Raw genomic sequence first — 25716 nt, forward strand, 5'->3', positions numbered from 1 at the left:
TGACCGAGCCCCGGTTGTAACGGACACAGAGGCCGCTAATCAAGCTTGAAGCGCCTTGTTTCCGTGCTAACGGACACCAAAGACCTTATATGCCGATATATCGGACATCATCAAGCTCATAGGCGTATATAACGTCATCTGTGTCCGTTACATTGTCCAAGCGGCCGATTTTCAGCGAACAACGGCACCTGTGTCCGTTAGCTCCCACGAACGTCAGGAAGCCCGCTCCCCACATAGGGAACGGGCTTCCTGACGCCTTAGCGGACCTCTTCGAGCTCCTGCACGGCTACCAGCTTAGCATCGGCCGGATTCTCTTCGGCATGAACTTTGGCCAGCGCTTTGCCGGGATCGACACTATCGATCCATACCGGAACGCCGTTCAGTTCAACCGTAATCTTCTCGTCGGCAGCTAAAATTTCTTGAGCGCGATGAAGGTTCATGGCTCGTCCAATACGGATTCCGGATGATCCATCGTATCCGTGGTCGTGGATTCGATCAATCCGTTATGCATGGTAACGTTGCCTCCGCCCAAGCCTTCGTTAATCATCCGATCGATGTCCATGAAATGCTCATCTTTTCCTTGATCGCTTGTATCTTGGGTTGCATTTGAATCTTGTGCCATCCGTAAATCCCTCCTTAAGCGTACTTTGACAAGCCCTATGGCAATCAACTTGCATCTTTAACGTGCCCACGCCGCCCGAAATCCATTCTCTTATTCACTGCCGTATAAAGGCAGAAAATCAAGAGAATACTAGTACAATAACGAATATCATTGGGGAGGAATTACGCGATGCATACGGTTTGGAAAGGCGCCATTTCATTCGGGCTCGTCCATGTACCAGTGAAAATGTTTTCGGCTACGGAAGATAAAGACATCTCCATGAGATACATTCATAAAACTTGCATTACCCCTCTAGCTTATGTGCGCAAATGCCAGACTTGCGAGAAAGAAGTAGAATGGGACGAAATTACGAAAGGCTACGAGTACGAGCCCGGGCGTTTTGTCCTTTTCGAGAAGGATGAATTGGAAAGCATCTCCGGAGAGGCGAACAAAGAGATCAAGATTCTGGATTTCGTCAACTTGACGGATATCGATCCGGTTTATTTTCAAAAAACCTATTATCTAGGCCCCGGGGATACGGGAGCAGGCGCTTATAATCTGCTGCTGGACTCTATGCGCCAAACCGGCAAAATCGGCGTCGCCAAAGTATCCATTCGCTCCAAAAGCTCACTGGCTGCGATCCGCGTCATCGAGAACTGCCTGGCCTTGGAGACCATCTTCTATCCCGATGAAATCAGGCCAATCTCGCAGGTTCCCAATCTGCCTGAGAAGGTGACCGTCAACGAACGCGAGCTGGAAATGGCCAAGATGCTGATCAGCCAGCTGTCCTCCCCTTTTGAACCGGAGAAATATAAGGACGAATACCGGGGACGCTTGCTCGAGGCCATCGAGCACAAAATCGCCGGCGAAGAAGTGCAAGCCGCGCCTGCTCTGCAGAAAACGAGCGTCATCGATCTCATGGCCGCGCTGCAAGCGAGCCTCGATGCCACGAAATCGGCGGATGACGACGGCAAGGTGACGCTAGCCCCGGATGCAACCGTTCAAGAAGAGAAGAAACCGAAGAAGTCGCGGGCCAAAAAGGTGAAAGAACCTGTCTCATAACGATCAATAAGCGCTTATCCATAGAGCCGAGGCGGCCCCTGGACAGGCGCTTATTCTTTGTTAGAGCTGGTTGAAGCCGCATTCCTCCGGAGAGGCGGTCACGATTGCCTGTATGCTCGGCTGACGCAAGTTCCTGTCCCGCGTCCATTCCATGTAGTTGATTTTCACCGTGATGCGCGGTTCGATCCAGATGGCATCTTTGGATCTCTCCGGCACGTTGACGAACGGCTTGCTGCCAATCGTCATCCCGTTCACGACGTCCGTCAGCGATCGCCAATCCTGCTGCGTCAGCTTGCCCGTCCCGGCGTGTCCGATGTACCACAGCTGGCCGGAAGCGTCATAGAGCCCCAGCATCAGCGCATTGACCAATTGGCCTCGCTTGGTTACCCCGCCTACGACGGCGATGAGATCGTGAACGATCTTCTTTTTCATCCAGCGCTTGTCCTTGCCCCCGATTAAGTATTTGCTCTGCAAATCCTTGATCACGACACCCTCCATATCATGCTGCTTCATGACGGCGAATAAGGCATCGGCATCCGGGTAATTCGGAACGAGCTGGATGGTTTCGTTCGTATGAATCACTTCCGACAATATTCGCTGCCGCTCCTGCAGCTCTTCATCCACAAGCCATTTGCCATTAAGGAACAAAATATCGTAGATCATATACACGACGGAAACCGATTTGATCGCCAGGGGCAAATTTTTGGCGTTGCGGACGCCGTCCCGGCGCATAATTTCATGGAAAGACGGCCTGCCGTCTTTGAGCGCTATCAATTCCCCGTCCAGAATGACGGAGCTCGCCTTGCAATACGACCGTGTACTCGCGATCTCGGGATATTGGAGCGTCCGGTCGTTCAATCTTCGATTCACCAGACGAACGTTGTGCCCATCATCATAAGTCAGCATCCGGACCCCGTCCCATTTGATTTGGGCGATCCACTGCTTGCCTTCCGGTATCGTTTCCGTGCTGACCGGCTCGAACGGGATGACCGGGTTGAGTGAGAGTTCCATATGCGTCTCCATCTGTTGCAGGATACTTCTCATTATTACCATCGGCGGCAAAAGAAAAACCATCAACGCCACGTTGATGGTCAGATGTCCGTGTTCGGCATATCGTTAAGCGGCTGCCGCCGCCATGCCGCCAAGCACATACAGACTTTGGCTCAAAGCGCCCTTGCCGCCGAAGTACATGAGGCTGCGCAGTCCCGCGACGGCGTCAACGTGGCCCCTCAAGACAAACCGGAAGCTGGTCACCGCCCAGCCCCAGAGCAGACAACTCCTCCCGCCGAAATAGCAATAACCCTCCGCTCTATATCCTGAACGGGCAGCCGGAGGGTTTATTTATTCGGCTTTGCGGCTGACGATCAGCACAAGTCCGAAGGAGATGACGATAATGGCTCCGGCCCAGAGCCAGGCCAGCGTCTGATTGCCGGATTCTACGGCAATATAGATGGCTGTCGGCAGCGTCTGCGTCTTATGCGGGATGTTGCCAGCGATCATGAGCGTCGCGCCGAATTCGCCGAGTCCCCGGGCGAAGCCCAGAATGTACGCAGACGTAATCGAGCGACGGGCCAAGGGAAGCGTAATATAGCGCAGCACCTGCCATTCGTTCGCGCCGTTCGACCGACCGGAGTCTTCCAGGTCTTTGCTGACGGCCGAGAACCCTGTTTTCATCGTTTGGTACACGAGCGGGAAGGCCACCACAACCGAGGCGACAACGGCGGCTCCCCAGGTAAAAATGATAGGGAGACCCAACAGCCGTTCAAATAAGGAGCCGATCCAGCTTTTCTTGCCCAGAAGCACAAGCAGGATGAAGCCGACAACGGTAGGCGGCAGCACCAAGGGCAGCAGAATTGCCGTTTCGACGAAGGCTTTCCCGCGGAATTTACGCCGCGACATTCGCCAAGCCGCCAAGCCGCCGAGCAGGAGGACGAATAGGCTGGACACCGCGGCCACTTTGAGTGAAAGCACAATGGGAGCGGCGAATTCCCCCCAGGTGATGTCTTCCATCATTTCGCCGGGATGGTGAAGCCGTATTTCACGAAAACGTCCTGCGCTTCTTTGGTTTGCAGATAGGCATGGAAATCAGCGGCTTCTTGGCTGTGCTTCGTCGCTTTCACGACCCCTGCCGGGTATTCGACCGGCGTGTAGCTCTTGGGATCGACGCTAAGCGCAACCTTCACACTTTTGGAGCTTAACGCATCGGTCTTGTAGACGAAACCCGCTTCGGCATTGCCGGACTCCACATAGGTCAATACTTGACGCACGTCTTTCCCTTGCACAATTTTGCCTTGAAGAGTGTCCCATAGCTTCGCTTGCGTCAGCGCTTCTTTGGCATAGCCGCCTGCGGGAACGGTTTGCGGTTCACCGACCGCTATGTGTTTGATCGCGTCGCCCGTCAAATCTTCCACCTTCTGCACGGCCGCTTTGCCGTCCGCAGGAACGACCAGCACCAATTCATTGAGGAGCAAATTGCTTTGCTTGGAGGCGTCGATGAGTCCTTTATCCACGAGTGCTTTCATATTTTTGGCCGCTGCCGACAGGAACATGTCCGCCGGAGCCCCTTGCTCGATTTGCTGCTGTAGCGCACCCGAGGCGCCGAAGTTGTAGTTGAGCTTGATGCCCGTATGTTTGCTTTCGTAGTTGGTTTGAATTTCTTTCAGTGCGTCGGTCAAGCTGGCGGCTGCGGAAATGGTCAGCTCCACTTTCTCCTTGGACGCCGGTGTTGCTGGAGCCGATGGCGCCGCAGATGGTGCCATGGATGCCGCTGCCGGAGTCGCGCCCGCGCTTTCATTGGTTTTCGCTGCACATCCCGTGAAAAGCATGGAGGAAGCAATGAATAATAACGAAACATGATTAAACAGTCTTCTTTTGAGCATGGTAACCCCACCACTTTCATTTATTTATCTATTTAGATATAAATAGAATAATCTTGTTATATTCTATTACATAAACCGTACATTTTCTAGGAAAATATTCAGATTGTCATACTCGTTATATCAGCTTATCATAGGAGTTATTGAAACCGCCTACGGAGGATACCATGACAGCTGACATTTCCTATACAACCGAAGAGATCGCCAAGCTCCTCAAAATCTCCAAACTGACCGTGTATGACCTCATCAAAAAAGGAGACCTGCCCGCCTACCGGGTAGGCAAGCAAATGCGTGTAGACGCTTCTGATCTCGAAGCGTATAAAGTCCGCGCCAAAGGCGGGATGACGAGCTCCTCACGTGTCGTCGATCCGCCTGTCCTCGATCCGCCAGCGGGACCTGCGCTTGCCGTTTCACCGCCCGGTGCCGCACCTTCCGGCAAAAGCGCTCTCGTCATCACCGGCCAGGATATTTCGCTGGACATTCTGGCCAAACATATCGAACGCAAGGTGCCTGGCAGCAGACCGCTGCGTTCCTATGTAGGAAGTTTGGACAGCCTGATCGCGATGTACCGGGGGGAAACGGATATTGTCTCCACCCATCTGCTGGACGGCGATACAGGCGAGTACAACATTCCTTATGTTCGCAAAATTTTGATCGGTTCTTCTTATATCGTCATCCGGCTTGTTTCCAGATCGGCCGGTCTCTATGTGCAGCGTGGCAACCCGAAAGGACTTCACGGATGGGCCGATCTGGGCAAGAAGGGACTGCGTCTCATTAACCGGGAGAAAGGTTCCGGCGCCCGCGTCCTGCTGGACGAACAGCTGCGCCTGCATGGCATTTCGTACAGGGAACTGCTCGGATACGATCAGGAGGAATCGAATCATATGGGCGTGGCCGGGAAAGTCGCTACCGGCGAAGGTGATTTCGGGGTAGGCATAGAGAAGGCGGCTTCGATGGTCGGAGGCGTTGACTTCGTTCCGCTCATCCAGGAGCGTGTCGACCTTGTCATGCTGAAGAAGCCGGAAAACCTGGCTTGGATCGAGCGCGTCAAGGACGTGCTGCAATCGGAGGCGTTTCATAACGAGCTGCGCCCTATCCAAGGATATGATCTGTCCCAGACGGGGCGCGTGATGTTTGAGACTTAAGAAGTGAGCCCCCTCCTGCGGCTAACGGACACAGCGGTCCTTATTCCGCGTATTCGGGCCGGTGCGGAATTCTAACGGACACCAGCGCCGTTATTTGCCTGCTTCAGCGCCAATTCGCGCTGAAATCGGCAAAATAAGCGCCCCTGTGTCCGTTGGAATCGCGACGGGCTGTTTTTCGCGCCAATAGCGGCCGTGGTGTCCGTTAGTGCGGGCGGCGGTGGTGAACGCCAGCGCCTCCCCCGTTGGGCTAACGGACACAGCGGTCCTTATTCCGCGTATTCGGGCCGGTGCGGAATTCTAACGGACACCAGCGCCGTTATTTGCCTGTTTCAGCGCCAATTCGCGCTGAAATCGGCAAAATAAGCGCCCCTGTGTCCGTTTGAATCGTGACGGGCTGTTTTTCGCGCCAATAGCGGCCGTGGTGTCCGTTAGTGCGGGCGGCGGTGGTGAACGCCAGCGCCTCCCCCGTTGGGCTAACGGACACAGCGGTCCTTATTCCGCGTATTCGGGCCGTGGCGGAATTCTAACGGACACCAGCGCCGTTACTTGCATGTTTCAGCGCCAATTCGCGCCGAAATCGGCAAAATAGGCGCCCCTGTGTCCGTTAGAATCGCATCGGGCCGTTTTTCGCGCCAATAGCGGCCGTGATGTCCGTTAGTGCGGGCGGCGGCGGTGACGCCAGCGCCTCCCCCGTTGGGCTAACGGACACAGCGGTCCTTATTCCGCGTATTTGGGCCGTGGCGGAATTCTAACGGACACCAGCGCCGTTACTTGCATGTTTCAGCGCCAATTCGCGCCGAAATCGGCAAAATAGGCGCCCCTGTGTCCGTTAGAATCGCATCGGGCCGTTTTTCGCGCCAATAGCTGCCGTGGTGTCCGTTAGATGTTGCGTAATGACGATACGGCTCGCAAAGTCCTTTTTTACGCAGCCTCACCATCAAAAAATCGCCACTCACTTTGCCTGAACGCAAAGTAAATGGCGATTTCTATGACCAGCACGCTGCCTCCACATGGATTCGAGCGTCAACGTTATGGTTTACGGTTTACGGTTTACGGTTTACGGTTTATGGTTTACGCTCTACACTCCACACTCTACGCTCTACGCTCTTCGCTTCTCTACGTCACCTTCACCCTTAGCTCTCCTCCGTCCGCTCCTCGTCCCGCATTTCCTCGTAATCCGGAAACTCCAGAAATCCGATGCTTTTGAGCTCGTTCATATGGATCTCCGACAAATCCTCCAAAATGCGCATCCCGGACTCCGACAGCCGAATGAAGATGCTCCGCCCATCGTCCGGGTTAGGCACGCGGTATACGAGCTCAAGCTGCTCGCAGCGCTTAATCAATTCCACACAGGCATGCGGTGTAATCCGCAGACGTTCTGCAAGCTCCTTCGGGGTTGCGTAATCGCGTCCCGGGAACCCCATGATCGCCAGCATCAGCTGATGATACTGCGGAGTAAGCCCTTTCGCCCGCGCCGCCGACTCACTGAAATGTATAAATTTACGGAGTTGATACCGAAATAACGCTAACTTCTCATAGACCGCCTTGGGTAATCGCTCTTGTGACATACGCTGCTCCTTGTAGATCATGATATTCCATTCTATCATACGAAACGGATCGAAGGGTACGCTCCATTCAAGCATTGACAAATAGCGAGGGAACTATGAAAATGTTGAAGAACTGCACTTAGGAGGAACATATGGTCTATTTAGCCGTCTTTATCTTTATTCTTACGATTACGTTTGTAATCTGGCAGCCTAGAGGTCTTAACATCGCCTGGTCTGCCTCGGCCGGCGCCGTGCTGGCACTGCTGTGCCAGGTTGTGTCCCTGCAGGATGTCGTCACGGTGACGGGCATCGTCTGGAACGCCACGCTGGCCTTTGTCGGGATCATCCTGATCTCGCTCGTTCTCGACAGCATCGGATTTTTTGAATGGGCGGCCCTCCACATGGCGCGTATGGCCGCAGGCGACGGCAAACGCATGTTCATCTATGTCATCGTGCTCGGGGCGGCCGTTTCCGCCTTCTTCGCCAACGACGGTGCCGCGCTCATCTTAACGCCGATCGTGCTCGCCATGGTTCGCGCGCTGAAATTTCCGGACCGCATGGTCCTGCCTTTCGTCATGGCAAGCGGATTTATCGCCGATACGACGTCCATTCCGTTCGTTGTCAGCAACCTGGTTAACATCGTATCCGCCGATTTCTTCGGCATTGATTTCGCGACCTATGCCAGCCGGATGTTCGTCACAAGTCTCTTCTCGCTAGGCGCGAGCTTACTTGTGCTGTATCTGTATTTCCGCAAAGACATTCCAAGGGATTACGATAGGACTCATCTGAAAATACCCGCTACAGCCATCAAGGACATGCGGCTTTTCCGGTTATCGTGGATCATCCTGGGCATCCTGCTCGCCTCTTACTTGGCCAGCGGATTCACCCATACGCCCGTCTCCTTCATCGTCGGCTCCGCTGCCCTCGTATTTATGCTGATGGCCCGCACCAGCAAAGCCGTTCAGGCGAAGCAAATCATCAAAGACGCTCCCTGGGGGATCGTCATCTTCTCGATCGGGATGTACGTGGTCGTCTACGGTTTGAAAAATGCCGGTTTAACCGCTGCGCTCGGCGAACTGATTGAAGTGATCTCGAAGCATGGCTTATGGGCCGCTTCGCTGGGGATGGGCTTCCTCGCCGCCGTTCTTTCCTCGGTTATGAACAATTTGCCGACTGTAATGATCGGTGCACTGGCGATTCATGGCACCCATACCTCTGGCATCGTTCGCGAAGCGCTCATCTATGCCAATGTGATCGGCTCCGATCTGGGACCGAAAATGACGCCGATCGGATCACTCGCGACACTGCTGTGGCTCCATGTTTTGGCCAAAAAAGGCGTGAGAATCACTTGGGGAACGTATTTCAGAATTGGCATCGTGCTGACGATCCCTACTTTGCTGATCACCCTGCTGGGATTAGCCCTGTGGTTGGAGATTATTGCCTGAGCGACGCATGATGTTTACATTTATGTCCACACTATGAAAACCGGCTCCTTTGTTTTTCATTGCTGCATGCAGAAAGGTGGACTTTATGGTTAAGCAATTGCAAGTCATGCTCTTTATTTTTGCCGTGTACTGGGCCGTCCTGGCGATCTCGCCGACCAACCGGATCCAGTGGCTGATGGAGAACCTGCTGCTCGTCGCCGCCGTGACGCTTCTTCTATGCACATACCGAAGATTTCAATTCTCGATGATTTCCTATTGGTTTATCTTCGTGTTCCTCTGCTTCCATGCCTATGGAGCACACTATACGTACCAAGGCACGCCGTTTGACGCATGGCTGAAGGGAACTTTTCATACGCACAGAAGCTATTACGACAGAGTCGTGCATTTCTTGTTCGGCCTGTTCTGGACCTATCCGGCCCGCGAGTGGCTGACCCGCGTGACGGCGGTACGAAAGGGGATCTGGTCCTACGTCTTACCCGTGACCATCGTCTTTGGCTTCAGTTCACTCTTCGAAATCATAGAAATGATAGCGGCACTCGTTGCGGGACAAGCGGGGCAAGAGTATGTAGGCATGCAGGGCGACCCTTTCGACTCAGAAAAGGATATGGGGCTCGGTCTGGCCGGAGCCGCCCTAAGCATGTGCATACTGGGCTGGAAGCGGCACCGGGAGCCCGCGGCGGATTAGCATCAGCTTCTTGGCGCCCACAGCATGATTGAGACACCTATGACACAGACGACGGCACCGGTCCAGTCGTAAATGTCGGGTGTTTTTTTGTCGACCACCCACCCCCACAGCACGGCCAGAACGATGAATACGCCGCCATAAGCTGCATACACCCTTCCGAACGATGGGAAGGTCTGCAAGGTCGGTATGATACCATACAGGATGAGCACGATGCTGCCCGCAATCCCATACCATAACGGTTTGGATTCCCGCAGCCAGAGCCAGACCAAATATCCTCCGCCGATTTCGGCAAGTCCGGCAGCTATGAAAATCAATATTGAAAACAACACTTGCTCGGACTCAGCTCCTTCCTTATTTCAATCTCAAGATGTCCCCAAGATCTTCTTCCCGCGCGGCTGCTGCCCGTTCGCATCCGGTTCTAGTGTAACGCCGAAGGAATCGACCTGGAAGTCGCTTCCTTTCACCGGAATACTGTACGTGAGTACGCCCGTTCCTTTCTCATCCACGCGAAGGGTTCCGCAATTATATCGCTTCCCGTTCCGGTTGAACCAGACCTGGTAAGCGGACTCTCCTTCCGTTTCATTGAGACCTTGCAAATTGATGACGACATTATGAACGTCTCCGTTCTGCAGAATCCATGCCGTACCCGAAGCGCTTGGCATCGAGCTTTCAACGGACTTTAATTGATAAGTATGCTTGATTTCAGCGGGACTGCCGAGCCCCGGATTTGCCGAAAGCACGGTATCCTTCGACCCCTGGCTCCACCAAATGCCGACGGCTAAGCCTGCAACAATCGCCGCCGTCCAGCCATATATCCACTTGTTGGAACGCTTCTTCTTCATCTTGACCGCCTCAGCCTCAGGGCGTGGCGGCACGATTGCATCCTTGACGGCCTCAGCCTTAGGGTGCGGCGCCACGATCGCATCCATCACCTGCTGCTTCAAGTCCGGCGGAACATCCACTTCTTCCATTTGGAAAGGCAGCGCCTGCCAGACCGCCTGCAATTCGCTCCATTCTTCGCGGCAGTTGACGCAAGTTCGCAGATGCCGTTCGAAAGCCGCGCGCTCAAGCTCCGTGCAGTCGCCGGTCACATAGTTGACCAAGTAACCGCAGTCTATGGTTTCATGTTCTTTCATGACGTCATCCCTCCCTCAACGATGTCAGATGCTTGCGAAGTATTTTCAAACATTGATGCAGCCTGCTCTTGATCGTACCGACCGGTTCGTTCGTGCGGGTTGCGATTTCGCTCAGTGAATAGCCCTGCCAATACATCATATCGATCAACTGAATCTGACTTTCCGATAAATGCACATACGCCTCGTGAATCTGTTCCCCGATCCATTTGCGCGATAGGACCGAATCCGGATCCGGGTCATCGGAGACAAGTGCATGCTCCCACTCCCTAGGCTCATAGCGAACGACTTGCTCGAGCCGGCGCTTTTTACGCAAATAATCAATGGTCATGTTGCGCGTAACGGTGATGATCCAGTTGACGAACCCGCCCTTGCCGGGATCATAGCCTTTCTCCGTCGTCCACAGACGCGTGAACACAAGCTGAACGATTTCCCTGGCAGCCTGTTCTTCCTTCAATGATTTCAGCGCGAATGAATACACAAGCTTCGCATAACGATCATAAAGCTCTTCCAAAGCGGGCTGATGCTTACCGAGAACCAGCTTCATGAGCTCCGCGTCTGTTCGATTACGCATATTCGGCACACTCCGAGTCGTCATTAAGTTTATACGTTTACCATATCGCTCGGAGGATGTATTGGCAATAGATTTATAGAAAAAGAAAGCCCCGGAAGCTGAACGTGCCAGCTCGCCGGAGCGAAGTTAGGAACTATTGCGAAGCTTTCGTTCCGCTGAATGCCGCAGGATCAACTACATACCAGACATGACCGACGTCCTGCCCAGTCGTGTCGCCCATCTTCTTATCGTCTACCCAATAGTACAGCGGGAAGCCTTTGTATGTCGTTTGCAAGCTGCCGTCCGCTCGAGTCAGCGTGCCGAAATCAGCGGAATTGACGCCGGTCGGCGCGGAGATCGCATCCGAGTAGAAGGCAGGCCATTTCTCCAGGCATTTGCCGGAACAATTGCTCACGCCCTTCGTATCCTTATCGTAATAATACAGCGTCATCCCATTCGCATCGGTCAAATAGTTGCCAAGATCCGGCTTCGTGCCGATGGCAATCCCGCCGTTCCCCGGCTTAATGACGAACCATACTTTGCCGACGTTATCACCCGTCGTGTCTCCAGGCTGCTTATCCTTCGCAAAATAATAGAGCGGCCATCCCTTATATGTAAGCTGATCCTTACCGTCGGTACGCGTAAACTTCCCGAAGTCGGCGGCGCTGAATTCAGCCGGAACGGTAAAGCTGCTGTCATTGAAGATCGGCCATGCGCTCAAGCACGCTCCAACGCAGGAATTCACATCCGCAGCATCCTTCGTAAAATAGTACAGGGTCATGCCTTTGGTATCCGTCAAGAAGCTGCCCAGCTGATCGCTCTGCTTCAACCCCAGCGCCGGAGCATCCAGCTCGCTCAGCTTGCTGGCGCTGATCCTGCCCTTGCCGCTCAAATCCGCAGCCAACGTGCGGGTCGATCCCTTCACTTGCGCCTTCAAGGCTTCAAGCGTGGCTGACGCGATGTGCAGGTTCTTGAACGTCTTCACACCGGCGATCCGGGTTAACCCTTTAGTACCGGCGAAAGGAATGGTCTCGGCATATTGGAAATCAGTGCCCTGCGCGTAACCTAGCGATTCCAGCAATACTTTATAGTACTGCTGAGCCGTTATCGCAGCTAGCGGTTCGAAGGCATCGCTCCCCGTCCCTTGCCAGCCCAGATCAGGATGCGCTTTCAAATAACCGAGAACCGCTTGATTCTGCTTGGAGACCGTACCGGCATCCGCGAAATTCGCAGTACCCTGGAACGCCAGCGCCTCCGCTTCCAGCCCTTTCAACCGGAGAGACATCACGGCCGCTTGCAGTCTCGTCGTTGACTTATTCAAGTATTCCGCGGTCAGTCCGCTGCCTTCGCCTTGCAGAATGCCCAAATCGCCCGCAATATCCGCTTCGGACTTCACATTCAGCGGTTCGGCCGCAGCGGCCGACCATGCCGCTGTAGCTGCTGCGATACCCGCTAATAACAGGGATGAGATGAGTGCTTTTTTAACATTGATCATATTTATCTACGCCTCCTTCATTTTCTACTTAAGGTAACGAAGGGAACGAGCGGGCGGTTTGCCGCTTTGTGAAAAAAGTTTGAGACGCCCTCCGGCAGGGAATACTACTGAACGAATATGACGTTCGGAGGCGTATCCATATGGCCGTTTCAACCAAAGGAACATTGCTCGTGGAAGGACATGAGCTGTCGATCACTAACCCTAATAAGCTGTTGTGGCCGGAGGCCGGGATTACCAAAGCGGATTACCTCGCCAAGCTGTCCGAGCTCTCCCCTTACCTGCTGCGCTATTGCCGCAACCGGCATTTGACGACCATCCGTTTCCCGAACGGGTACGATCAGAAATCCTTTTATCAGAAGAACGCTCCTGATCCGCTTCCCGACTTCGTGAAGCTGGCGCCGCTCGACGGGATCAACTATGTCCACCTGGACTCCTTGCCAACCTTGCTGTGGCTGGGCAATTTGGCCTGCCTGGAATTCCATCCTTCCTTCCACCGGATCGGCGAGACGCTGCCTGCGGAATGGATCATCGATATCGATCCCAGCTTGGAAGAAGAGCCGCGCATTATGGAAGCTGCGCATATCATCGGTGAAGTGCTGGACTCCCTGCGCATCCAATCGATCGCCAAGACCTCCGGAGCTACCGGCGTGCAAATTTACATCCCGATCCAACACGGCTACACGTTCGAGCAGCTGCGCAAGATCGGTCATTTCATTGCGTCCTATGCCGTGAAGATGTACCCGAAGCTGTTCACCATCGAGCGGTTCAAGAAGAATCGCGGCGATAACATTTACATCGATTACCTCCAGCACTGGTACGGCAAAACGCTGTCCGCACCTTATACGCCCCGCGCCAGAAAAGACGCCTCGGTCTCCACTCCCCTGTTATGGAAAGAGGTCGAGCTGCGTCCCAGTCCGCGTGAATTCAATTTGCATACCGTCATGGACCGGCTGCGCCGGCACGGCGATCTCATCGAAGGCGTTCCTCTTCAGAATCTGGACGCTATCCTAGCCCGGCTGCAATAGCATACCGTTGTAGTAGTACCCCACGACACTCCGTTAAATCAGAACAAAGGGGAGAGCAGCCGCGCGATCACTTCCTTCCCTTTCTCCAGCCTGGATCTCTGTTCAAACTCGGATAGCTTCATCTCGTCGCAATCCTTAAGGTCCATCAGGAAGTCGGCCTCCAGCCGTTCAATCACATCTTGATTAAACATGACGGCATTCAGTTCGAAATTGCTGAAGAAGCTTCTCATATCCACATTCGCCGTCCCCACCGTCGCCATCGTGTGATCGATGAGCATGACCTTGGCGTGCATGAAGCCTTTGCGGTACAGGTAAAACTGGACCCCCGCCTGCATCAGCTCCAACAAATAGGAGCGCGAAGCGTATTGAACAATACGGGAGTCCGCCTTGTAGGGCAGGATGATGCGGACATCCACGCCGGAGATGACGGCCGTTTTGAGTGCCATCATGATGCTCGCGTCCGGAATGAAATAGGGTGTCGTCATATACACCCGCTTCTTGGCGGCAATGATCCCTGCGAAAAACATCTCCTGAATCGCATCCCAATACGCGTCAGGACCGCTTGAAATGACCTGCACCAAAGACCCTTTGGGCACATGGTGCTCGGGAAACATGGATGCGTCAACAATTCGCTGCCCGCTAACGAACAGCCAGTCGGTCATGAATGTCTGTTGCAAATAATAAACGGAGTCGCCGCACAGCTTCAAGTGCGTATCCCGCCAGAAGCCCAGCTTCGGATCGGCTCCCACATATTCGTCACCGATATTGATGCCCCCGACAAAGCCGACCAAGCCGTCGATGACGACGATTTTACGGTGATTGCGGTAGTTCATCCGTTTATCGAAGAAGGCGATCAGCGGTCTCAGGAACGGGTATACCTCAATGCCCGCTTCTTTAAATCTGTTTATGTATGCATTTGAGAGTGTATAGGAACCGATTCCATCATAAATGACTCTGACCTTGACGCCCTCTTGCGCTTTGCGGATCAATGCCTCTTGAAATCTTTTCCCCGTTTCATCATGCCTGATCGTATAAAACTCGAAGTGGATATGCCGCTTCGCCTTCTCTATCGCTTCCAGCATAGCTGTATAGGTCACATCCGCGTTGGTCAGCACTTCGACCCGGTTGTGCGGCGAAATGGACGATCCCGGAATATTGTGCAGCAGCCCGAACAAGCGGGAATCCTCGTAGAGCGGATAGACGAGCTCATTCCGAGCCTCATCTTGCCGGCTCCAGCCAACCCATTGATGCTTGATTTCCGTTACTCTACGCCGCCCTTTGCGCCGTACGATTTTGCGCTGCGTGTATTCCTTCGCCAAGAAATAGTACATGATGAATCCGATAATCGGAAAAATAAATAGAACGAACAGCCACGCCACCGTCTTGGCCGGTCGTTTGTATTCCCCAATCAGGATTGTGGCCGTCTGAAATATGAAAAGCAGCAGTATACATACAACCCAAATCATGGTTCCATCCCCTCTACCGCCACAAGGTGCGTATCGTCCCTTGTGCCTTGTCCCGTTAGCTTTTGCCAACGCCTTCTCCGCTATACTCACACGCCGCCGACAGAGGAGCGGAATAAAATTTTCCAAGTTTCGTAATAAAATCCTTCATTTCGCAGAGAATAATATTCGCATTCTTATGATCTTCATTCCGCTGCCTGGCAGGAGGTGCCAATCGCTTGGCCAAAACATCCAATCCCTTGATGAAGAGCATCCTGCGCAAGCGCCCATCCGACAAGCAGGAAGATGGCGGCAATGAATCGGCGGGTCTTCAGGATTCGCTGGATTATCATTTCATTGATGAGCTGAAGAAAACGCCGCTCTCCTTGCTCCTGGATGACAATCATGCCTTCATCAAAACCATTTTCCAGGACTGCTCCGACGTCGTCGTCCGCGAATTCGAAATCGAGCCGAACATTCCCGCGCTGCTGCTGTTCGTCGACGGGCTCACGAACACCCAACTGCTCAACGAAACGATGAAATCGCTGATGCTGCTGGGTGGCGGCGAAACCGCCATTGAACGCATCGTCGGCGCGATTCTGCCCGTGTCCCAGACGCAGGTCTCCGACAATTACGGGGACCTGCTCGTATCCGTGCTTGGCGGTGACGTCGCCCTGCTCGTAGAAGGCAACGCCAAGGCGATCCTGCTGGGCATTCGCGGAACGGAGAAACGCTCCGTCGGAGAGCCGGAGACGGAGACCGTCGTGCGCGGACCGAAGGAAGGGTTCGTGGAGAGCATCCGCACGAACACCTCGATGATCCGCAGGAAGATCAAGACGCCGAGGCTCAAGATGAAGTCCATGTGCATCGGCAAAGAAAGCAACACCAATGTCGTCGTGTGCTATATGGACGATCTGGCTACGCCCTCTCTGGTCGAGGAAGTTGTGAAGCGGCTCGAGCTGATCAAGATCGATGCCATTCTGGAGTCCGGCATGATCGAGGAGATGATTCAAGACAATGCCTACTCTCCGTTCCCGCAGATGCAGAATACGGAGCGTCCTGACGTTGTGGCCGCCGCACTTATGCAAGGACGGGTAGCCATCATTACGGACGGAACGCCGTTCGTGCTTATCGTCCCGTTCGTCTTCATTCAGACGATGCAGACGAGCGAGGACTATTATGAGCGGTTCCAGATCGGCTCGCTGCTGCGCATCCTGAGGTACGTCTTCGTTTTCTTATCGTTAACGACACCGGCACTCTATGTCGCCATCACGACGTTCCATCAAGAGCTGCTGCCGACGACGCTGATGCTCAGTGTCGCGGCCTCGCGGGAAGCCATTCCGTTTCCCGCTGTCGTCGAAGCCTTCATCATGGAGATCACATTCGAAGCGTTAAGGGAAGCGGGCATTCGGCTGCCTAAGGCGGTCGGCTCCGCCGTTTCCATCTTGGGGGCGCTCGTCGTCGGACAAGCAGCCGTCCAAGCCGGTATCGTATCAGCCCCGATGGTTATCGTCGTTTCGATCACAGGAATCGCCTCTTTCACGATTCCGCGCTTCAACGGTGCGATCGCCATTCGGATGCTGCGCTTCCCCATCCTGATGGCGGGGTCGGTATTCGGCTTCTATGGCATCTTCTTCTCGCTCATGATTCTGATCGGCCATATGGCGAATCTGCGCTCCTTCGGCGTTCCGTACTTATCGCCGCTCGGACCGCTGTCCTCCAGCGATATCAAGGACGTCTTCATGCGCGCCCCATGGTGGCAGCTGGAGAAGCGCCCTGAATTCATGTCGATTCAAGACAAGCAGCGCATGGACGACAAGCTGTCCCAGCAAATTATGCAGGACGGAGGCCTAGACGGAAGCTCCATTCAGCATGTGCACCATTCCAGCGAGGAGGGCAATCAAAATGGTTCATCCTAAGCGGCTAAGCTTGCTCACCTTGATCCTCTTGCTTCTCCCATTGCTGTTGACCGGTTGTTGGGACCGGACGGAAACGAACGATATCGCCTTCGTTCTCACCTCCTCCGTCGATCTGGAAGAAGACGGCAGATACCGTGTATCCTACTTGCTGCCGCTTCCCGGCTCCATGGGCGGAGCCAGCGGGGGCGGCGGGGGGACCTCGGGAGGCAAGAGCTACTACATTGATTCCGAAGTCGGAGTCACGATGCGAGAAGCGACTTCCAAACTGCAGATGCGCATGTCACGGCGCTTGTTTCTTTCCCACCGGCGGACGATTGTGATCGGAGAGGCCCTCGCCAAGAAAGGCATTGCCGTTTTATTCGATACGGTCCCCCGCACGCCCGAAAGCCGGATGACGTCTTTCTTGGTCATTACCAAAGGCAAAGGCTACGACTTGCTGAACGCCGAGCCCAAATTCGAGCGGTTCCCGGCTGAGGTCATCCGGGAGCTGACGAAATCCCGGCAATCGATGGCCACCTCGACCAAAGATATCGGCATGACGTTAAGCTTCAAGAGCGACCCGATCTTAACCTACCTGGTACGTAAGGAGTCGGAGGGTTCCAAGAAACCTTCCAGCGAGATTCAAATGATGGGTTACGGGCAGTTCAAAGGCGATCGACTCATCGGCATTTACCAGCAGAAAGAATCCCAGGGGATCATGTGGCTCCGCAATCAGGTGAAGGAGCATCTCCTGACCTTTCCGGCGGAGGGAGGCAAAGACATTTCCATCCTGGTGACCAAGGGGCAGGTACAGATCAAACCGAAGCTTCAAAGCGATAAAGTGATCTTCGATGTGATCATCGATGCGAGCGGTTCGGTTCGGGAGAACTTCTCCGTGCTGGATCTGAACAAGGCGGAGGTGATGCGGAAGGTAGAGCGGGATCTTGCCAAGCAGATCAGCGAATCCATTCATGCTGCCGTGAAGCAGATGCAGAAGGAAGGCACGGATTCCGCGCAGCTGGGGTTAATCGTTTGGCGGAGTCACCCTAACGAATGGTATAAGCGGATCGAAGCGAATTGGGATACTTATTTCAAAGAGGCGGAATTTCGCTTGCATGTGAACGCCTCGATACCGGAAACCGGGTTGATTAACAAAAATGTCATTGAAGAAGGGATCTGACTTGCGATATGGACGGCATCTTCATGCTCAGCTTCCTGAGCACGCTAGCCGGTTCACTGCTCATCGACCGCCGAATGCTTAGGCAAGAGACGGGCGTGATCAAACTGACCTACGGGTTATTCACCTGCATAACCTTAGGCCTCTTCATCAGCAAATATCTGCATTGGAAAATTCCAATGCCTTCGCGATTCTTCATTCATACAGTATCGCCATGGTTCGCGCGGATGATGGGCATCTGAAGGCTTAAGGATCTAATGATAAAAGGCGGTTTCATATTCCATGGATACAAAACAAGTCATTAATCAGCGGCAGTTTTCCTGGCTGGCTTCTTCGGTTATCACAAGCGGCGGGGTCCTTACCTTGCAGAACGTGCTGATCCGAATTTCCCAGATGGACTCCTGGTACAGCTACTTGCTTTCGGTTTTCTATGTATTTGGGGTTGCCAGCTTTTTCGCCTATATGACGAAGGTATATCCGCAAAAGCATATTTTCGAAATATCGAAAGAGGTGCTCGGCCGGTTCGGCGGCACGGTCATTAATTTGATCATGCTGTTTCATTTCTGGCAAATCGTCATCCGCGACATATCGTCCGTTTCGAGGTTCAGTACAACGCTGCTGCTGCACAATACGCCGCTTGAGATCTTGATCCTGCTGCCCTGTCTGCTGCTCATCTACTTCGGCAAGAGCAGCGTGGAGGTCATCGCCCGGGTGAATGACTTGTTCTACCCGCTATTCGTCATAACCGTTCTTATGATGCCGCTCTTGCTATCCAACGAATTTTATTTCCGGCTTGTGACACCGGCTATGACCATGCCCATCCAGCATGTCGCCGTCAGCTCCTTGCTCACAATCGGAAGCGCTGGAGATATCTTTATCCTTGGCGCCTTCCTGCATATGATATATAACTCCAATCAAGTCCGTTCATCCATTCGGCACGGAGCACTGCTTGGCATTTTCCTGCTGACGCTGTCCATCTTCTTAATTCTTGTCGTGCTAGGGCCCAAGATGCCGGGGAATTTCCTGTATCCCTTGTATAATCTCGTTCAAACGATTCACGTTACAGACTTCCTTGATCGTGTGGACCTCATCATCCTCATGATCTGGTATCCGACCATCTCTTGCAAAATCATCGCGATCTACATGGCGCTCCTCCTAGGAATCAGCTCCATGATGGATAAGCGCAACTACCCGACCATCAATAAGCCGGTTGCGCTGTTCATGATGATTACGACATATTTATCATTCAAAAGCACGACGGAGCTGCTGACCTTCTCGAATTACAGCGCTCCGATCATTGTGCTTGCCTACCAGCCTTTGGTCATGATTATTCTCACTGTTGCCGTTGCCCGGAAAAAGAAAAAGGATCCTTCGGCAGGCCATCTTGCCTCAGATGGACAGCCTCCCGCCGTGCGGCCGTCCCAAAAGATGGGCAAGCTCAGTCAGCGCTACTCGTATAAACAATGGCTTTGGTTTGGCAATACGCTCGTTGCGTTGGCAACCTTTTGCTTACTGACAGGGTTCATCTTCAGCAGGTATCATTCCACCATCGGAACGATCTGTGCGGTTATTTTCGCGATCTGCATGATACTCACCACGTTAACAACTTATATGGAGGTGAGTCTGCTGAAGCAAGCGGAAGCGAGTAAATAAAAAAGCACCCGTAAAACAGGTGCTTGCTGCCGATTAGACGGGTACGTTCTGATGAAGCCGGCTTTTGGCCACTTTCAGGTAACCGTACATATTCAGAAATTCACTTTCATTAGCGAACCGTAACTTGAGCGAGCCGGCCGCTTCCTGGATATATGGCCTTAAGGCCGAAGCGCCCCCTCCGATGACATAGAAGCATTGGATATCCGGGTACTTGCGCCACCGCTTTTTAATCATCTCGATCATCCGCGACGCAGCGCGGCGGAAATGCTGATCAACGATCGACCGGATGTCGACTTGGCCTTCGCCTAGCTGTTGGACGGTGAAGTCCCGGCTTTTGATCCGCTGCACGAGCTTCGCGCGGCTGGGAAATACGTAGCCGTACGCATCTTCCACATCGCGAATGATCGCGTCGAGGTACGTGGCAATCCCGATCTGCTCGCCATGGCTGAAATGGTTGTCAATCGCCATCCGCTTGATCACCGGGAAGTCGGTAGTCAAGGCGCCGATCTCGCAGACACCGATGCAGCCGTTGTATATTTCTTCGTCCTTGACTTGCAGACTGTCGTGCGTAGCCAAATGGAAAATGGCGGCGGCTCCTTCGATGGAGACTGCGACCTTGCGTACAATGACTTTGATTTTGCGGTTCCGGAATTGCGGTGTGGAGAGGAAAGTCACTTCATGCTCGCCAAGCAGCCTCTGTTCGAATAGCTGACTGTACTTAGCGAAGGCGCGGACCGGCAGACCCGTTCCCAGCGTATATTCGACTTCGTCCACATTGCCGTATCCGCTGTTGAAGGCTTGCGCTGCAAGACCTTGATAGGCCAGTGCCGTGAGCGCAACGATCAGCGATTGATCCGAAACCGCTTTATTGTCGGTGTCTTCCAATTCCAGATTATCTTCGTGCTCCAGCGCAAGCTGTCCGACGAAGTAGCGCTGGTTTCTCTGGGCAAGTGACGGACTGTAAATCATGACATCGAGCGCTTTCCATGGGGAATCTTCTTCCTGCAAAATATGCCTTTCGTACCCCGGGGCGATTATATTCGGGATGACAAGCGGTTCCCTGGAACCATCCAATACGAGCTTGATACTGTCGTTACCAATATCAATACCTGCTAGCTTAACCATGCGTTCTCCACTCCAAATCTGAGGTCTTTCCTGTAATTGTAAAGAAGATTCGATTATATCCGACACGATTCCTTCCTACTTTAGACTCATTTTATGTAGGACCATTAGGTATAAGGAAGGTTTTTGACGGAATATGACGAATGACACCATTACCAAATTAAACCACGACAAGGAGACTAGTTTGCCGTTATGAAGCTCAAATGGAAGCCCAAAAAACTGACGCTGGTCATCATTCCCGATGCCAATCAATCCGTCGTCAGGTTTCGAGTACCCCATTTATTCGCTTATACCGCTGCAGCATGTTTCGCTCTGCTGCTCCTTATTATGATAATTACATACGCCGTACACGCTCGAACCGTGCAGAAAGCCAGTGCTCTGCAGGCCAAGTTAAGCGGAGCAAGCCAGCAATGGAACGAAACGTTAACCTCCAAGGATAAAGCCATTGAAGAACTGCAGAATGAAGTGATTCAGCTCTCCCAGCAAGCCGAGCAAATGAAAACGCAAGTGGAAGAAATGAAGAAATTCGAAAATGATCTCAAATCGATTGCCGGGCTGGATGCCAGCGCAACCGGCAAAGCCGTTGCCAGTGCTGACTCGGGGCAGCCGGACAAAACCGTTCAGGAGCAGGCATCCCCTCTCGGGAGCGGTATTGGCGGTGGCCCAAACCCCGCTTCGCAGGAAGCGATAATGAAGCTTGGCGAGCAAACGTTAGCCTCCTTCACCGCCTTGCATACCGAAGTGAAAGAGCTGCAAACGAGCTTAACCGAAACGAAGCAGAAGGTTGCCGACAAACAGCATCTGCTCGCGATCACGCCGACGCTCTTCCCGACGAACACCAAGATCGTCACTTCGACGTTCGGGTATCGAACGGATCCTTTCACCCGCCGCCCGAGCTTTCATTCGGGCATTGATTTCGGCGCCAGGGAGAACGATCCCGTCTTCGCGACTGCCGATGGGAAAGTCGTCAGTACCGGCAAAGACATCTATCACGGCAATAACATCGTCATCGAGCATTCCAAGGGTTTGCGCACTTGGTATATGCATTTAAATAAAATACTCGTCAACAATGGGGAATCCGTAGCCAAAGGAAGTACGATCGGCTTGGTAGGCTCCACGGGCCGCAGCACCGGGCCCCACCTTCACTATGAAGTTCTCAAAAACGGGGAAAGCATCGATCCTAAACCCTATCTTAAAGCGAATCGAAAGGATGACTAGACACCATGTTTAAAGGGAAGAAAAACCTGATGAATCCGAATACGACAGATACGTTGATTGGCGAAGGAACCACCTTCGAAGGACGCATTAAATCCGAAGCGAGCATTCGCATTGAAGGCGGCATTACTGGAGATATCGATTGCGCCGGCGACGTCATCATTGGGGAACGCGGTGTCGTGAAATCCAACATTTCCGCCAGGGATGTCATTCTGGCCGGCAATGTGCATGGCAATGTGACAACGAAGGGCAAATTAACGATTACATCAACAGGCTCCCTGTACGGCAACATTAGCGCCGCTTCCTTCATCATCGAAGAAGGTGGGCTCTTCCAGGGGAACAGCAAGATGGAAGCGGCCCAACCGGCGGCAGCTCCCCAGCCAACAGGAGATCTGGATACCATCAATCCGCCTGCGCCGGCACCCGCCGGTGGTGCTTATAAAGGCAACACTATCGCCATGTAACGAACGTATGGGATGAACTTATGGGACGAGACAGGAGCAGCATGGATGGGTACTGTTTTGAAAACGAAATGAAAACGCCCCTAGGAGATGCGATTCTTGCATGGTATAATAGTTGGACACTCATTTCTAACTGATGCAGGAGAACACGCCTATGAGAGAACAATCGATACTCTTTGATCTTGATGATACGTTAGTGCACTGCAATAAATATTTCGACGTTGTGATCGACCAATTCGTCGATCTCATGCTCACTTGGTTCGCCGGCCACGGGCTATCCGCACAGGACATCAAGCAGAAGCAGCTGCAGATCGATCTTGCGGGCATCCATATTCACGGCTTCATGCCGGATCGTTTTCCGCAATCGTTCGTTGAGACTTACCAATGGTTCAGCGAGCGGTTCAACCGGCAGAGAAGTGCCAAAGAAGAATCCTGGCTCATGCAGCTCGGCCATACGGTCTATGAGTACACGGTAGAGCCTTACCCGCAGATGAACGAAACGCTCGAGCAGCTGCAGCAGGCCGGACACCGGCTGTATCTGTACACCGGCGGCGATGCTTCGATTCAGATGAAGAAAGTCCGCGATCTCAGTCTGGACACCTACTTCCACGACAGAATCTTCGTCACCGTGCACAAAACGAAGGAATTCATGGAAACGATCATGCTCGAGCAAGGCTTCGACCGCCAACATACTTGGATGATCGGCAACTCGGTCAAAACCGATGTATTGCCAGCCCTGCATGCCGGTATCCATTCCATTCACATTCCCGTGGAGCAGGATTGGGCCTACAATACGGGAACGATTGACATAACGCCACAAGGCGCCTTCTTTCAGCTCGGCTCCTTGCAGGAAGTTCCATCGACGATTCAAACGTATATTGCCAAATAAATGAAAAAGACGATTCCCGGATGCAGATATGCAGCCTTGGGAATCGTCTTTTTGTATGGATTGGCTTGACAGAGTCGGGTGCTCTTAACAGGAAATCCTCCTGTTAATTTCGGTGAAATGAGCGGTTGGAGCGAAGTTACTGGAATTTCTCCCGTTAATCAGCCCTCTCGCCCCCTTCAAAGGGGGAATTTCGCTTGAATTAACGTGATGATTTCCAGTTAAACGTTTAGAAGCCGCGATGGAACACAGAAATAACAGGAGTTTTTCCTGCTGTTACTCAGCCGAGCCAGCTATTTAGCAGGGGCGAGTAGCCGAACCGAAAATAAACGGAAAAACTCCTGTTATTCCATTGTCCAAATAGCTTGTAGGGCGAGGAGCATCCCTGCCCGCCGTGTGGTAGTCTTATGCCGCTACGTCGCGCCGGCGGAATATTTCCCAAGAAAGCAGATTAAACACAACGAAGTAGCACACGAGCACCGTAACCGAGAAGCCGAGCGACATCCCTTCCGCCAGCGGCTGACCTTCCAGATAAGGTGTCAGATCCGTGTTGGCGAACAGGAAATATTTGCCCCAAGGATAGCGAAGCAGCAGCATAGCGATGACCTGTCCGGCAAACATAATAAAAATGCTGAGCCCGATCGCCAAGGAAGCGCTTCGGAATACGGTCGAAATCATGAAAGCTAACGTGACGATCATAACGAGTTCAATCAGCTTCAGTCCGTATGTGGCGAACGTGAACCCCAGCATGCTGCTTTCATGAACTTGCCCGCCGGCAACGGCGCTCAAATGCGGAAGACCGAGGTTTTGAAACCCGTAAAGAAAGCCATTCACGATAAGCGACGCAATAAACATGACAACCAATAATGTGGCGGCAAAAAGCAGCGTGGTCACATACTTGGATAGCAGAATCTTCGCCCGGCTGGCCGGACGTATCAACAGCAGCTTGATCGTCCCCCACGTGAACTCGCCGGCGACCATGTCGCCTGCAATAATGACGGTAAACAGCGTCACGAGTACGATCATCCCCGAGGCCCGCAGGGCGCCGCCCCATAACGTATTCTCCGTCGGAGGGTAGTTATGCGCCAGCCTATACTCCTGAATCGCTAACTCTTCCTTCAATTGCTGTCTGAACTTCTCCGGAATATCGTTGTTCTCAAGCTCCCTCTTGTTATGCTCGATTGTATCCGCTGCCTGGGCTTTCCAATTCTCTTGCGAGCTCGCGTCCGCCCCCGGGTGTGAAACCAGAGCGGCCAGAACGACGATCACGATAAGCAGCAGCCCCAGTATCCACGTCCGCAGCCTGCGGTAAATTTTCATCTGTTCATTCATTATTAAATTAAGCAATCGGGTCACTTCCCGTCATCTCTAAAAATTGATCCTCCAGCGATTTCTTCGCCGCACGAATCCCATACACGGCCAGCCCGGCTTCAACGAACCGTTTGTTCCATAGCGCCGTTTCTTCGCGATCCAGCAGGAGGACCGGTCCGCTTTCGGAGGCTTCGGCTTGCACGGCCTGAGCGGCCGCCAGCTCCAACGCTTTGGTTTGATCGGAGGCCGACATTTCGAATGCGACATGCAGCTTGCCTTCTGTCTGGGTATACCCGTGAATCAATCTGACGTCCACAAGTTTGCCGTTCTGAATGATGGCGACCCGGTCGCACATCAGCTCCATCTCGGCCAATAGATGACTCGACACGATAACGGAGATGCCTTCCTCCCGAGTCAGTTGGCGCAAATGATCGCGCAGCTCGCGTATGCCGGCAGGATCCAGGCCGTTCGTCGGCTCATCCAGGATGAGCACGTCCGGCTTGTGGAGCAGCGCCTGGGCGATGCCGAGCCTTTGGCGCATGCCTAATGAATACGTCTTCACCTTATCGTAGATACGGTTTTCCATGCCTACGAGTTCAATAACCTCGCCGATGCGCTCAGCACCAATACCCGGGATCATCCGCGCGTAATGGACCAGGTTGTGATACCCGCTCAAAAATTTGTACATTTCCGGATTCTCCACAATCGCGCCGACATGCCGGATCGCCTTCTCAAAGTGCGTCCGAATGGAGTATCCGCCAATCCGGATATCCCCCTCTGTAATCGCCATGAGGCCGACCATCATGCGAATGGTTGTCGTTTTGCCCGCTCCATTAGGTCCAAGAAAGCCGAAAACTTCGCCCCGTGGCACATCGAACGTTAAACCGTCAATAATCGTTTTACTGCCGATCCGCTTCGTTACATGCTCAATCTGCACAATCGGCGTTTGGGCTGCTGTCATTGTCTCACTCCTTAGGCAAGTCG

29 protein-coding genes are annotated in these 25716 nt (G+C 53.2%); 12 read left to right on the top strand and 17 right to left on the bottom strand.

Annotation, left to right across the window (positions count from 1 at the left end; translation table 11 throughout):
* Positions 1–257: 257 nt before the first annotated feature.
* Entirely contained in the window at positions 258–440 is a 183-nt protein-coding gene (locus PUT07_RS06280) for an H-type small acid-soluble spore protein (RefSeq protein WP_274466964.1), read from the bottom strand.
* Positions 437–622: a hypothetical protein gene (locus PUT07_RS06285; protein ID WP_274466965.1), complete on the bottom strand. Its 186-nt coding sequence runs from the start codon at positions 620–622 to the stop codon at positions 437–439. The genes PUT07_RS06280 and PUT07_RS06285 overlap by 4 nt, the downstream gene beginning before the upstream one ends.
* A gap of 168 nt (positions 623–790) precedes the next feature.
* On the opposite strand from PUT07_RS06285, the gene ku reads away from it, so the two are divergent.
* Entirely contained in the window at positions 791–1663 is an 873-nt protein-coding gene (ku, locus tag PUT07_RS06290) for a non-homologous end joining protein Ku (RefSeq protein ID WP_274466966.1), read from the top strand.
* A 60-nt stretch (positions 1664–1723) separates the two neighbouring features.
* Here the strand turns inward: ku and PUT07_RS06295 are convergent, their stop codons facing one another.
* The 4 genes from PUT07_RS06295 to modA all read right to left on the bottom strand — a co-directional run bounded on the left by PUT07_RS06295 (position 1724) and on the right by modA (position 4542).
* Complete coding sequence (locus PUT07_RS06295; protein WP_274466967.1) at positions 1724–2674, bottom strand: ATP-dependent DNA ligase; 951 nt, start codon at positions 2672–2674, stop codon at positions 1724–1726.
* Between the two features lie 105 nt (positions 2675–2779).
* Positions 2780–2917 (bottom strand): hypothetical protein, encoded by a 138-nt coding sequence (locus tag PUT07_RS06300; RefSeq protein WP_274466968.1) that lies wholly within the window; start codon positions 2915–2917, stop codon positions 2780–2782.
* A gap of 87 nt (positions 2918–3004) precedes the next feature.
* Positions 3005–3673 (bottom strand): molybdate ABC transporter permease subunit, encoded by a 669-nt coding sequence (gene modB, locus PUT07_RS06305; protein ID WP_274466969.1) that lies wholly within the window; start codon positions 3671–3673, stop codon positions 3005–3007.
* Positions 3673–4542 (bottom strand): molybdate ABC transporter substrate-binding protein, encoded by an 870-nt coding sequence (gene modA / locus PUT07_RS06310; protein ID WP_274466970.1) that lies wholly within the window; start codon positions 4540–4542, stop codon positions 3673–3675. The genes modB and modA overlap by 1 nt, the downstream gene beginning before the upstream one ends.
* 164 nt (positions 4543–4706) lie before the next feature.
* On the opposite strand from modA, the gene PUT07_RS06315 reads away from it, so the two are divergent.
* On the top strand, positions 4707–5684 hold the full coding sequence (locus tag PUT07_RS06315; RefSeq protein ID WP_274466971.1) for a helix-turn-helix transcriptional regulator: 978 nt from the start codon (positions 4707–4709) through the stop codon (positions 5682–5684).
* 90 nt (positions 5685–5774) lie between these two features.
* Here the strand turns inward: PUT07_RS06315 and PUT07_RS06320 are convergent, their stop codons facing one another.
* The 3 genes from PUT07_RS06320 to PUT07_RS06330 all read right to left on the bottom strand — a co-directional run bounded on the left by PUT07_RS06320 (position 5775) and on the right by PUT07_RS06330 (position 7252).
* Positions 5775–5942, bottom strand: coding sequence for a hypothetical protein (locus tag PUT07_RS06320; RefSeq protein ID WP_274466972.1), 168 nt, complete (start codon positions 5940–5942; stop codon positions 5775–5777).
* Between the two features lie 58 nt (positions 5943–6000).
* Positions 6001–6168 (bottom strand): hypothetical protein, encoded by a 168-nt coding sequence (locus PUT07_RS06325; RefSeq protein ID WP_274466973.1) that lies wholly within the window; start codon positions 6166–6168, stop codon positions 6001–6003.
* Positions 6169–6817: 649 nt separating this feature from the next.
* On the bottom strand, positions 6818–7252 hold the full coding sequence (locus tag PUT07_RS06330; protein ID WP_274466974.1) for a MarR family winged helix-turn-helix transcriptional regulator: 435 nt from the start codon (positions 7250–7252) through the stop codon (positions 6818–6820).
* Between the two features lie 131 nt (positions 7253–7383).
* Between PUT07_RS06330 and PUT07_RS06335 the strand changes: the two genes are divergently transcribed.
* Together PUT07_RS06335 and PUT07_RS06340 are read left to right on the top strand one after the other, a co-directional pair.
* Entirely contained in the window at positions 7384–8676 is a 1293-nt protein-coding gene (locus tag PUT07_RS06335; RefSeq protein WP_274466975.1) for an arsenic transporter, read from the top strand.
* 85 nt (positions 8677–8761) lie between these two features.
* Positions 8762–9361, top strand: coding sequence for a DUF2238 domain-containing protein (locus PUT07_RS06340; protein WP_274466976.1), 600 nt, complete (start codon positions 8762–8764; stop codon positions 9359–9361).
* A 2-nt stretch (positions 9362–9363) separates the two neighbouring features.
* Here the strand turns inward: PUT07_RS06340 and PUT07_RS06345 are convergent, their stop codons facing one another.
* The 4 genes from PUT07_RS06345 to PUT07_RS06360 all read right to left on the bottom strand — a co-directional run bounded on the left by PUT07_RS06345 (position 9364) and on the right by PUT07_RS06360 (position 12542).
* On the bottom strand, positions 9364–9690 hold the full coding sequence (locus PUT07_RS06345; RefSeq protein ID WP_274466977.1) for a YnfA family protein: 327 nt from the start codon (positions 9688–9690) through the stop codon (positions 9364–9366).
* 33 nt (positions 9691–9723) lie between these two features.
* Positions 9724–10497, bottom strand: a complete 774-nt coding sequence (locus PUT07_RS06350) for an anti-sigma factor (protein ID WP_274466978.1) — start codon at positions 10495–10497, stop codon at positions 9724–9726.
* A gap of 4 nt (positions 10498–10501) precedes the next feature.
* Positions 10502–11068 (bottom strand): sigma-70 family RNA polymerase sigma factor, encoded by a 567-nt coding sequence (locus PUT07_RS06355; RefSeq protein ID WP_274466979.1) that lies wholly within the window; start codon positions 11066–11068, stop codon positions 10502–10504.
* A 133-nt stretch (positions 11069–11201) separates the two neighbouring features.
* On the bottom strand, positions 11202–12542 hold the full coding sequence (locus tag PUT07_RS06360) for a hypothetical protein (protein WP_274466980.1): 1341 nt from the start codon (positions 12540–12542) through the stop codon (positions 11202–11204).
* Between the two features lie 140 nt (positions 12543–12682).
* Between PUT07_RS06360 and ligD the strand changes: the two genes are divergently transcribed.
* Positions 12683–13567 (top strand): non-homologous end-joining DNA ligase, encoded by an 885-nt coding sequence (ligD, locus tag PUT07_RS06365; RefSeq protein ID WP_274466981.1) that lies wholly within the window; start codon positions 12683–12685, stop codon positions 13565–13567.
* A gap of 38 nt (positions 13568–13605) precedes the next feature.
* Here ligD and cls read toward each other — a convergent pair whose 3' ends face one another.
* Positions 13606–15033: a cardiolipin synthase gene (gene cls, locus PUT07_RS06370; protein WP_274466982.1), complete on the bottom strand. Its 1428-nt coding sequence runs from the start codon at positions 15031–15033 to the stop codon at positions 13606–13608.
* 239 nt (positions 15034–15272) lie between these two features.
* Between cls and PUT07_RS06375 the strand changes: the two genes are divergently transcribed.
* Genes PUT07_RS06375 through PUT07_RS06390 form a run of 4 tightly spaced genes read left to right on the top strand, consistent with a single transcriptional unit; the run spans position 15273 to position 19737 of the window.
* Positions 15273–16928, top strand: coding sequence for a spore germination protein (locus PUT07_RS06375; protein ID WP_379239636.1), 1656 nt, complete (start codon positions 15273–15275; stop codon positions 16926–16928).
* Complete coding sequence (locus tag PUT07_RS06380; protein WP_274466984.1) at positions 16915–18087, top strand: Ger(x)C family spore germination protein; 1173 nt, start codon at positions 16915–16917, stop codon at positions 18085–18087. The genes PUT07_RS06375 and PUT07_RS06380 overlap by 14 nt, the downstream gene beginning before the upstream one ends.
* Positions 18088–18095: 8 nt before the next feature.
* A complete protein-coding gene (locus PUT07_RS06385; protein WP_274466985.1) occupies positions 18096–18326 on the top strand; it encodes a hypothetical protein in 231 nt (76 codons plus the stop codon).
* A 40-nt stretch (positions 18327–18366) separates the two neighbouring features.
* Entirely contained in the window at positions 18367–19737 is a 1371-nt protein-coding gene (locus PUT07_RS06390) for a GerAB/ArcD/ProY family transporter (protein WP_274466986.1), read from the top strand.
* A gap of 33 nt (positions 19738–19770) precedes the next feature.
* Here PUT07_RS06390 and PUT07_RS06395 read toward each other — a convergent pair whose 3' ends face one another.
* On the bottom strand, positions 19771–20862 hold the full coding sequence (locus PUT07_RS06395; RefSeq protein ID WP_274466987.1) for a ParM/StbA family protein: 1092 nt from the start codon (positions 20860–20862) through the stop codon (positions 19771–19773).
* Positions 20863–21051: 189 nt separating this feature from the next.
* Here PUT07_RS06395 and PUT07_RS06400 point away from each other — a divergent pair, with 189 nt between their 5' ends.
* The 3 genes from PUT07_RS06400 (at position 21052) to PUT07_RS06410 (ending at position 23424) form a co-directional block, all read left to right on the top strand.
* A complete protein-coding gene (locus tag PUT07_RS06400) occupies positions 21052–22077 on the top strand; it encodes a M23 family metallopeptidase (RefSeq protein WP_274466988.1) in 1026 nt (341 codons plus the stop codon).
* Positions 22078–22082: 5 nt separating this feature from the next.
* Positions 22083–22538 (top strand): bactofilin family protein, encoded by a 456-nt coding sequence (locus PUT07_RS06405; protein WP_274466989.1) that lies wholly within the window; start codon positions 22083–22085, stop codon positions 22536–22538.
* A 151-nt stretch (positions 22539–22689) separates the two neighbouring features.
* Positions 22690–23424 carry an HAD family hydrolase gene (locus PUT07_RS06410; protein WP_274466990.1) on the top strand — a complete coding sequence of 245 codons (735 nt, stop codon included), beginning with the start codon at positions 22690–22692 and terminating at the stop codon, positions 23422–23424.
* 402 nt (positions 23425–23826) lie between these two features.
* Here the strand turns inward: PUT07_RS06410 and PUT07_RS06415 are convergent, their stop codons facing one another.
* Together PUT07_RS06415 and PUT07_RS06420 are read right to left on the bottom strand one after the other, a co-directional pair.
* A complete protein-coding gene (locus tag PUT07_RS06415; RefSeq protein WP_274466991.1) occupies positions 23827–24768 on the bottom strand; it encodes an ABC transporter permease in 942 nt (313 codons plus the stop codon).
* A complete protein-coding gene (locus PUT07_RS06420; RefSeq protein WP_274466992.1) occupies positions 24761–25693 on the bottom strand; it encodes an ABC transporter ATP-binding protein in 933 nt (310 codons plus the stop codon). Before PUT07_RS06420 ends, PUT07_RS06415 begins: the two co-directional genes overlap by 8 nt.
* Positions 25694–25716: the final 23 nt, after the last annotated feature.

Source organism: Paenibacillus sp. MAHUQ-63 (genome assembly GCF_028765165.1).
Classification (GTDB): Bacteria; Bacillota; Bacilli; order Paenibacillales; family NBRC-103111; genus Paenibacillus_E.